Raw genomic sequence first — 9270 nt, 5'->3', positions numbered from 1 at the left:
TGTTCCAGTTGATGATGCAGGGGCACTAACAAAGACCCGATACCTATCAATATCATCAGCATCACCAAAGGCGAATCGTTGGTTACTTTGGCCAGATAGGGGTGTATCAGTAAATTGATAAACTCAAAAACGGCCAGCAACATAAACACCCCAAAGTATTTGATAAACCTTTCTTTAACAACAACACTACGGCTCAGCGCGAAAAACAGCACCAAAAATGTAAATATCCCTATGGCGATCCCCGCAAATTGCAGGTTTCGTTTCCGCTCTTCTTCGGCCATTTGATCTGTATTGGCCAGTTCTATCTGCCGCAACTGCTCATCAAAGCCCAAACTTTGCAACTGACTATACCGCTGCTGGCTATACAGCGAATCTTTAGCTGCCGTAGCCACTTTAAAATAAAATACCGTGCTATCGGCCAGCTTCTTTTTATCATAAAAGGCTACCAAAAAGTTTGCAGCGTCGGCTACCTGCTGATTATATTTTCCAATGGCATGGCTCACGTAAAAAGCTTTTTTTGCATAAAAGAAAGCCGAGTCGGGTACCCGTTCGATTTCAAATTCTTTAGCCATGTCCAAAAAGACAGTACTGATATCAGCGTTGTCTTCAATTCTCTCCAAATAAGGTAAACTTAGCCTATAGTATTCCAATGCCAGCTTGCTTTCATTCATTTTTGAATATATTTCCCCTTGTATCAACAGTGGCTCACCCAACCGTTTTGGAATATGCTTCTTAAAAGCCTCATATCCCAACTGCGTGTACACCCTGGCCGAATCGTATTGTTTGAGCAAAGAATAACAAGATCCCAAATTTGCAAGGCATATAGCAACGCCATTTTTAATGCCTACAGTCTCATACAATTTTTTTGCCTTGCGATCGTAAGCTAATGCCCTTTCAAAATCGCCCATATCACGGTAAAGAACCCCCAGGTTGTTGTTACTTTGTGCCATACCTGATAGTCTGTTAATGCTTTCATTTAATTTTAGTGCTTGCAAATAAGCTTCCATTGACTTGGCATAGTTGCCGCTTATATCGAAACTGTGCCCTATACGATTAAGGCTCAGGGCCTGGCCTTTAATAAAGTGGCTGCGGTTAGCCAGCGTTAAGGCTTCCAGTGCTATTTTTATAGCGGTGTCAGGTTTAATGGTCACATAAGCGTAGGCAAGGGCGCACAGTAAATTTACCTTCTGGGTATCCCGTTTTTCGGTTTTGATGAGCGCTTTCAGGCTATCCCTTTTGTGGGTTTGCGCCTGACTATAATTAAGGGAAAGTAAAATAAATAATATTGACAGTGTGTTTTTTTTCATGCGTGTTAATTAGGGGGCGCAATACCGTTTGGGGCTGGTATTTCCCTAACACGCACGAGCCAATCTTTTTGATATACAAGGCAATATACACATACTGGCGTAGCTTTGCAATTTACCTTATCCATTTAGCCGCAAATAGATTTTAATAACGATATATAACATTCCGGGTATTTATAAATATATTAGCGTAGCTAAATTTGATATAGATTTTATGAAAAAGCTATTGCCTGTACACCATCATATTTTACCCGGTACCAATGGCTGAAAGAAAGAAAAAGCCCGCCGCGGTAAGCCCGCAGGAGCCAAGAGCACAAAGCCGAAAGCCAAAAGTTGTGACCAAAAAAGTAGCAGAAAATTCCAACATCGGACTTCCTACTTCCGACATCCAAAACAATTCCGACGTCCAAAACAAATCCGAAATCGAACATCCGAAATCCGAAATCCCCAAAATGGAAGTACACCATCACCCCGAAGTTGAAAAAAAAGGCATCAAAGAATACTTGCTCGAAGGCCTGATGATATTTATAGCCGTTTTTATGGGCTTTATTGCCGAAAACGTACGCGAGGGCATTGTAGAAAAGCACCGCGCACACGAGTATATGAAAGAGATGGTAGCTAACCTGCAATTTGATGCCGCAAGATGCGTCAATAATATAAATAGTAATCTGGTCACTATAAAGGGATTGGATTCGTTGCGCGATGAATTAAAAAAGGGCGCGGTAGCCTGGGATGCCAAAACGCTGTATTACCTGGCCGCAAAATATGGAGTAAATACCCCACAGGTATTTCATGCGAATTTCGATCAGTCGGCTATTACCGAACTAAGGAGTTCGGGCTCTCTGCGCCTTATCGATGAAAAAACAGTCGAAAGTATCGCCGATTATTACGACCGGCAATTGGTTGCAATCGGGACCCGCACACCCGATGACCAGGCCACACAACTAAATAAAACGGGCAACGAATTTTTTGATTGGAAATACCTTGAATTTACACTAAATGATAAATTTTGGAAAAACGGACCCGAAATTATAAAAGAAGAATTTACATCTACCCCAGTACTGCTAAAAAGCAATAAAGCAGACCTGGAAAAGCTCTACAATGCCATTTGTATTTTTGAAGTGCGATTAAGAAATTATAACTGGATTCTATTTAGAACAAGCAATAACGCGAAAGCTTTAATAAATAGCATAAATAAAGCATATCCACCAAATAATGATTAATAGAGTGAAAAGCGGAAAACCGCTGCTGCTTCGGTTTGTCTTTTGCGCTCGTTTGTAACGAGCGCTTAACATGGCTCCGCGTTTGCAACGCTAGTCTATGTAAATAATAATTCAACAAAATACACCAATCAAATACCCGCAATGCCCGGACCCGAATTTGAACTACTCAGCAAGCATATCCTTAAAAGGGTACAACTAGCCGACGAGGAATTAAACTTTATGCTGTCGCAGTTTAAACTCACGAGGATTAAAAAACGTCAGTTTATTGTACAGCCCGGGTTTACAGCCAAGCACCGTAATTTTGTATATAGCGGCGCCTTTAGGGCTTATGTGGTTATTGATAACGGCGAAGACCATACCATACAGTTTGCCATTGAAGATTGGTGGATAACCGACTATAACAGTTATTATAACAGCGAGCCGGCCACTTTATTTGTGATGGCCCTGGAAGACAGCGTTATTTTACAACTGAGCCGCGAAAACGAGGATATGCTGAAACAGGCCAACCATAAATACGAAACATTCTTTCGCATTTCTGCCGAGCGGGCGCAGGCATTTCATTTCAGGCAACTCATTACCAACCTCACCCAGCCTGCCGAATACAGGTATGAAAACTTTTTGGAAAAATACCCGCTGATTGCCAATCGTGTTCCGCAATACGCCCTGGCATCCTACCTCGGCATGACAACCGAATACCTATCAAAGCTGCGCAACAAAAGAACCGCTAAATAATTGCCGCCTGTTTTCGAAGTACTTTAATAAGCAAAAAGCCGCCATTGGGTGGCTTTTTGCGTTACAGGCCAATCAAAAATCAAAAAAGTTAAACTGGTTCAACTTTTTTACCCCAACCAGTTCGCCTTTATTTCCTAAACCACTTCATTGAAACAAGCCCCTCGCGGGTAGCACTTTTGTAATGTCAATAACGACATCAAACAATTAAAAAATAAGAAAATGACAACTACATCAAAAAGGACGTTCAACGTTCCAACAAGGGCCGAAGTTTCTGCTAACAACCAACAAGTTTTCGATAGCCTGCAAAAAGGTCTGGGCTTTGTACCCAACCTGTATGCCTACTTTGCAAAAAGCGAAACCGCCCTGGCCGACTACCTCGCCTTTCAAAACCGCAAAAGCACATTAAGGGCAAAAGAAAGGGAAGTGATCAACCTGGTAGTAAGCCAGGTAAACGGCTGCCGCTATTGCCAAAGCGCGCACACGGTATTGGGTAAAATGAACGGCTTTACCGACGAGCAAATCATTGAACTGCGCAACGGCAGCGCCGGTTTCGACGCTAAACTTGATGCGCTGGTAAAATTGACAAAAAGCATTACCCTAAACCGTGGCCGCGCCGATGAAGACCTGGTTGAAGCTTTTTTTGATGCAGGCTACACCGAAGCTAACCTGGTTGATGTGGTAATCGTGGTGGGCGATAAGATCATCAGCAATTATATCCATAACCTTACCGGCTTCGAAATTGATTTTCCGGTAGCTGAAGAAATTTAAACTGTGCAAAGGGCTTTTGCGATAGCAAAGGCCCTCAGTAAAACAATTATTAAAAACCAGAAAATGAAAACTCAAAAAGTAAGTTATAAAACCGTAAATATCGACGGCGTCAATATTTTTTACCGTGAAGCCGGCGATAAAAGCAAGCCCGCCATCCTGTTGTTGGGCGGCTTTCCCTCATCCTCCATCACCTTCAGGAATTTGATCGAAGACCTGAAAAACGACTATCATTTGATAGCGCCCGATTACCCCGGCTTTGGCAACAGCGATGCGCCTTCAACTGCCGGTTATCAATACACCTTTGAAAACCTGACCAATACAGTCGAAAAGTTTATCGACCAGATCAGCCTTAAAGCATTCAGCCTATATGCCTTTGATTACGGTGGCCCGATTGGGTTCAGGCTGGCAGCAAAACGCCCGGAATTGATCCAGGCCTTGATCATCCAAAATGCCAACGCTTACATGGAAGGTATTGGCGAAGGCTTTGGCGCCGCCATGCCCTTTCTGCAAAACAGGAACGAAGAGACCGAAAAACCCATCCGCTTTTTAATGACATTGGACGGCATCAAAGTATTCTATTTTACCGGTGCCGAAAACCCCGAATTGATCAGCCCCGATGCCTATCTGTCCGACCTGCAAAATTTGTCCAAACCCGGCTTGGTGGATATTCATTTGGATTTGTTGCACAACTACTCAAGCAATGTTGCGCAATATCCAATATGGCAAAAATACTTTAGCACCTACCAGCCTAAAACACTATTGGTATGGGGTAAAAACGACCCTTTCTTTCCCGAAGCAGCCGCCAAAGCATTTTTAACCGATTTGCCCGACGCCGAATTGCACTTGTACAACACCAGCCATTTCGCGCTCGAAGAATATCACGAAGAGATTGCAGGCAACATCCTTTCTTTTTTAAACAAACTAAACATTAACCAATAAAAACATTGTTATGACAACAGCTACTATAGCTACCGGTACTACCGGTACAAAAAATTTGGCGGTGGCAACCATTACAACGGCCACCATTCTTTCGGGCGCTTTAGATGCAACGGCAGGCGTAATTGTGTACTGGATATTTAAAGGCTTAAACCCCCTGCAAGTGCTGCAATATATAGCCAGCGGCATATTTGGCCCATCGGTTATCAATGGCAGTTTCTTGTACGTGCTCATAGGCCTCGTATTGCACTTTGTGATAGCCTTTGCCTTCACTTTTGCCTACTACCTGGCATTTCCTTTAATAAAATCGTTTGCCAAAAACACCTATGTAAATGGCCTCATCTATGGTGCTTTTATTTGGCTGTTCATGAATTATCTTGTTTTGCCCTATTCCAATATCCCGCATTCACCAAAAGATGTTGTTTCCGTGCTCGAATTGATTTGGCACAGTGCATTGGTGGGCCTGCCCATCGCCATAATTGTCGAAAAACATTTTAAAAACTAACCCGGCTAAAAACGATGGAAACGATACAAAAAAGCTTGCTGCTCCGCCTGGTTGCAAAGCCCGGTAAAGCAACCGAATTGCAGCAGCTATTGATAAACGGCTTGCAGTGGGTAAACGAAGAGCCCAAAACCATTAATTGGTATGCTTTTAAAATCAGCGAAAATACCTTTGGCATCTTCGATACCTTTCCGGACGAAGACGGCCTGCACCAACACCATACCGGCAAATTGGCGCAGGCAATAACAAAAGCCGCGCCCCACTTACTGGCCGAAAGCCCCGTTATTGAAGCCACAGAGATCCTGGCCTGGAAATAACAGACAATATTACCATGACTAAAAATGGCGAAACCAGACTGATTTCATTAGGGCCACCAAAGTAACCGCAAGAACACAATTGCGGTTACTTATATTTGCGCCCGTTTCTCTTTTGCGCTCGTTTGTAACGAGCGCTTAACATGGCTCCGCGTTTGCAACGCAACTACTACCAAAATGACCCTCCGCCGACATCCCCCAAATCCAAAATTCCGTTAATTTGTAAGGAGTTCAACCCATGCCCGACTAACCCATTATGAAAACAAGAAATATATTTGCAATAGCCCTTTTGCTGATGTCGCTAAGCGCATGCAGCCAAAACAAACCCGGCAAAATAACGCCCGGCAGTTCCGAAGATGTAAAAACCTTCCCCGGTGCCAAGCCCAATAGTTACTGGAAAACCGTGCTCTCGCCCGACGCCTATTACATCATGGTGAACAAAGGTACCGAAACACCCTTCCGCAACCCCTATTGGGACAACCACAAAAAAGGCATCTACGTAAGCGCCGCCACCGGCAAACCCCTGTTCAGCTCCGATACCAAATTTGACTCGGGTACCGGCTGGCCCAGCTTTTACCAGCCCATCAACGATAAAGACATCATGATTGTAGAAGACGACTCCTACGGCGAAGTGCGCCAGGAAGTACTCGAGCGCAGCACCGGCCTCCACCTCGGCCACGTATTCGACGACGGACCCCTGCCCACCGGCAAACGCTACTGCTTGGACTCGTATGCTCTGAAGTTTATACCGGCAAAGTAAAACACAAACTATAAAAGGACCGCCCGGTTAAGCGTCCACGCTTAACCGTAACAAATGGTGAGCGTCCACGCTCACGAAGCCAGGCCGTAAAGGCATCGCAAGCGTGGTCGCTTACCTTCAAAATCATTCAGGCGCGGACGCCTGAATGGGCGGGGGATGTAGGTGTTGAACGAAAGAATCCTTGTCAGTAAAGCAGCTTCGACCAAAAGCGGGCAGAACAATGTGGGCCTGTGCGTTGGCAGGGGCATAGAAATTTTTGCCCGAAGCGCGGGCCAATGTGCGCAAACGCGGCAAAAGGTTTTCCCGATACCTATCGGGATGGTTCTGCCTGCTTGTGCGGTATGGCCCCGTGCGAAAGAAGCCTCTTTACTGACTTGATTTTTTGTTACTTTTTTATCAAGAAAAAAGTAAGAGGGCTCCGCGCCCATAGCGGCTCATGGCAGCCTGAGCGTGGACGGCTAAACGGGCGGGACTATATACGAGTTAAATTACGGGTGTTTAATTTTTCCACGGCGTTTCCTGTACTGTAAAAACAGAGTCGTTCTCTTTCAGTACTATTTCATATTTGGCTTTTTCTTTTTCATCAAACCAAATATTGTCCCCCATTGGAACAAATCTATAATTCAAATCTTTAATAACATTGTTAAGCTGATTGTTTGGTTTGATAATTTTTATCAAAAAACAGGTGTCATTAAAAAAATAAAACACTTTTGTTGTCGAAGCAATATGTCCATCGGGCAACACTTTTATTGGGATTGAATATGATAAAAATTCAAAACTATCTTTTGTACGACTTGACTTATCAAATGTTAAAGTACTATCATTCGACATAAACTGCATTACCTGACCTTTAGATTTATTTAGTTGCGCTTTAGCAAGCGACGGGAAAAGTGTCAATAAAGCAATTGGTATTAAATGTTTTGATGTCATAACGCAAATCAATTTACAAGTTCAATTGAAGTTATTAAATTCTTATGCAGTAAAGTTACTTCCGTTGGTCGGGATTTCCAATCCCCCAAAAACTTACTTCCCCTCCTCAAACAACCCCCAATCCCCCAACACCACACAAGCATCACTCCCCGTAATGCGTAACCGCACCTTATTCGTACGCACATCCGCCGGCAAACGTATCAACCTATTCGCCCCAACACTCGTCGCCGAGCCTATTTCCTTCCAAACCCCATCTACAAAAGCATCCACCGCAAAGCCGGTGATCCGTTGCCCTAACTTAATGTTTTCCCGCAGGCGTATCACATTAAAAGTTTTCACCCCGCCCAGGTCGGCTACCAGTTGCGGGTATTTCACCGTATCATCTGTGGCCCAATAACTGTAACGGTCATCGTCCGTCAAAAACGCCGGACCATATCTCCTTGCGTTACCGCCCCGTATATTGCTTGCCGTAAATTTCGCCCCCTTCAGCAAATTCACCGCGAAGGTCTGCCGCAAAATATCCCCAAAAGCCTTCAACGAAGCCACATCATGTTCGGTCAGCAAGCCCCTTTGGTCCGGCGAAAGCCCCAGATCCAAATCCGCCCCGCGGCCCACGCTTTTATAATACAGGTCAAGCAGTTGTGCCGGGGTTTTCACCTGCCCGTCCTGCGCGGCATGATAAAACCAGCCCGGGCGCAAGCTCACATCGCATTCGGCAGGCATCCAGGTCGCCCCGTTTTTGGTGCCTTCGGTGGCCATTTCGTATTTGCTATAACCGTTCGCCGGTTTTTTGCCCGCCTCGGGCGCTTCCGGAACGTAGGTTGCCCAGCAAGTTTCCCCCGCGCGACCATCCTCATTGCCCACCCAGCGCACATCCGGACCAACATCCCCAAAAATAGCCGCGTTGGGTTGCCATTCGCGAACCAGCGCCCAGGTCGTATCCCAACCGTAATAAGTACTGCGGTCAATTTTGCGCAGTTCGCGCTTGCCGCCGTAATAACCATCGCCGCCATTGGCGCCGTCATGCCAGGAAATAAACAAGGGTCCATACCCCGTATACAATTCCTTCAACTGCGCCCGGTACATCGCCACATACTCCGGCGAACCATACAAAGCGCTGTTCCGGTCCCAGGGCGAGCAGTATATACCCATTTGCATGCCTAATCTATCGCAGGCCGCGCGGTATTCGCGTACCATATCGCCTTTCCCGTCCCGCCATCGGCTTTTGCTGATGTTATGTTCCGTAGTTTTGGTCGGCCACAGGCACAAACCATCATGATGTTTCGCCACGATCACCACCCCCTTAAAACCGCCTGCTTTGGCCGCGCCAACAATCTGCATGGCATCAAATTGGGTTGGGTTCACTATCGCCGGGTCCTCATCTCCAAAGCCCCATTCCTTATTGGTATAGGTATCCGCCCCAAAATGGATAATGCAATACATTTCCATCTCGTGCCAGTTCAGCTGCGCCTGGCTGGGTATAGCGCCATAAGGCTTTGGCGGTACTTGCGCGAAAGCAGGCTCAAATAAGAATATCAGCAAACAAAACAGCAATAGCTTTTTCATTGTTTATTTTGGTAGGATAGCCTGATTCAAATTTAACAAATAGTGATGGGTTTGAAACTATAGTGTCAGAAAGTATAAAAAGGGCAGGAGCGTCCGGCTCCCCTCTTGAGAGTAATAGCCCATCATATGACAGATGGCATTAAACTTCTATTGAGAAGCAAGTCAAAATTTGATTTATTATCTCTGTGATTGTATTTAAAAGTAAACTCGTTTAAATAGGATTGAAGATGCTTGA

The 9270-nt window shown here is 45.1% G+C and carries 11 protein-coding genes; 8 read left to right on the top strand and 3 right to left on the bottom strand.

The annotated features are described in order from the left end of the window. Positions 1–1307, bottom strand: a 1307-nt coding sequence (locus tag QZX97_RS12270; RefSeq protein ID WP_295664679.1) for a tetratricopeptide repeat protein, incomplete at its 3' end; no start/stop codon positions are given. Between the two features lie 257 nt (positions 1308–1564). Here QZX97_RS12270 and QZX97_RS12265 point away from each other — a divergent pair. The 8 genes from QZX97_RS12265 to QZX97_RS12230 all read left to right on the top strand — a co-directional run bounded on the left by QZX97_RS12265 (position 1565) and on the right by QZX97_RS12230 (position 6917). After that, the gene (locus tag QZX97_RS12265) at positions 1565–2527 is read left to right on the top strand and encodes a hypothetical protein (RefSeq protein WP_295651839.1); all 963 of its coding nucleotides are present in this window, start codon (positions 1565–1567) and stop codon (positions 2525–2527) included. 141 nt (positions 2528–2668) lie between these two features. After that, positions 2669–3259, top strand: coding sequence for a Crp/Fnr family transcriptional regulator (locus tag QZX97_RS12260; protein ID WP_295651841.1), 591 nt, complete (start codon positions 2669–2671; stop codon positions 3257–3259). A 219-nt stretch (positions 3260–3478) separates the two neighbouring features. Then, positions 3479–4027, top strand: a complete 549-nt coding sequence (locus QZX97_RS12255) for a carboxymuconolactone decarboxylase family protein (protein ID WP_295651843.1) — start codon at positions 3479–3481, stop codon at positions 4025–4027. A 63-nt stretch (positions 4028–4090) separates the two neighbouring features. Further along, positions 4091–4966: an alpha/beta hydrolase gene (locus QZX97_RS12250; protein ID WP_295651845.1), complete on the top strand. Its 876-nt coding sequence runs from the start codon at positions 4091–4093 to the stop codon at positions 4964–4966. Positions 4967–4976: 10 nt separating this feature from the next. Next, the gene (locus tag QZX97_RS12245; protein WP_295651847.1) at positions 4977–5468 is read left to right on the top strand and encodes a hypothetical protein; all 492 of its coding nucleotides are present in this window, start codon (positions 4977–4979) and stop codon (positions 5466–5468) included. Positions 5469–5482: 14 nt separating this feature from the next. After that, the gene (locus tag QZX97_RS12240; RefSeq protein WP_295651849.1) at positions 5483–5782 is read left to right on the top strand and encodes an antibiotic biosynthesis monooxygenase; all 300 of its coding nucleotides are present in this window, start codon (positions 5483–5485) and stop codon (positions 5780–5782) included. 253 nt (positions 5783–6035) lie between these two features. Then, complete coding sequence (gene msrB / locus QZX97_RS12235) at positions 6036–6539, top strand: peptide-methionine (R)-S-oxide reductase MsrB (protein ID WP_295651851.1); 504 nt, start codon at positions 6036–6038, stop codon at positions 6537–6539. Positions 6540–6704: 165 nt separating this feature from the next. Further along, complete coding sequence (locus QZX97_RS12230) at positions 6705–6917, top strand: hypothetical protein (protein WP_295664678.1); 213 nt, start codon at positions 6705–6707, stop codon at positions 6915–6917. Positions 6918–7037: 120 nt separating this feature from the next. Here QZX97_RS12230 and QZX97_RS12225 read toward each other — a convergent pair whose 3' ends face one another. Further along, complete coding sequence (locus QZX97_RS12225; RefSeq protein WP_295651853.1) at positions 7038–7469, bottom strand: hypothetical protein; 432 nt, start codon at positions 7467–7469, stop codon at positions 7038–7040. Positions 7470–7562: 93 nt separating this feature from the next. After that, positions 7563–9035: an alpha-L-fucosidase gene (locus QZX97_RS12220; RefSeq protein WP_295651855.1), complete on the bottom strand. Its 1473-nt coding sequence runs from the start codon at positions 9033–9035 to the stop codon at positions 7563–7565. Between the last annotated feature and the right edge of the window lie 235 nt (positions 9036–9270).

The sequence above is a fragment of the uncultured Mucilaginibacter sp. genome, assembly GCF_903893715.1.
Classification (GTDB): domain Bacteria; phylum Bacteroidota; class Bacteroidia; order Sphingobacteriales; family Sphingobacteriaceae; genus Mucilaginibacter.
The sequence above is the reverse complement of the archived record's forward strand: the minus strand, read 5'-3'. Positions and strand labels throughout refer to the sequence as shown.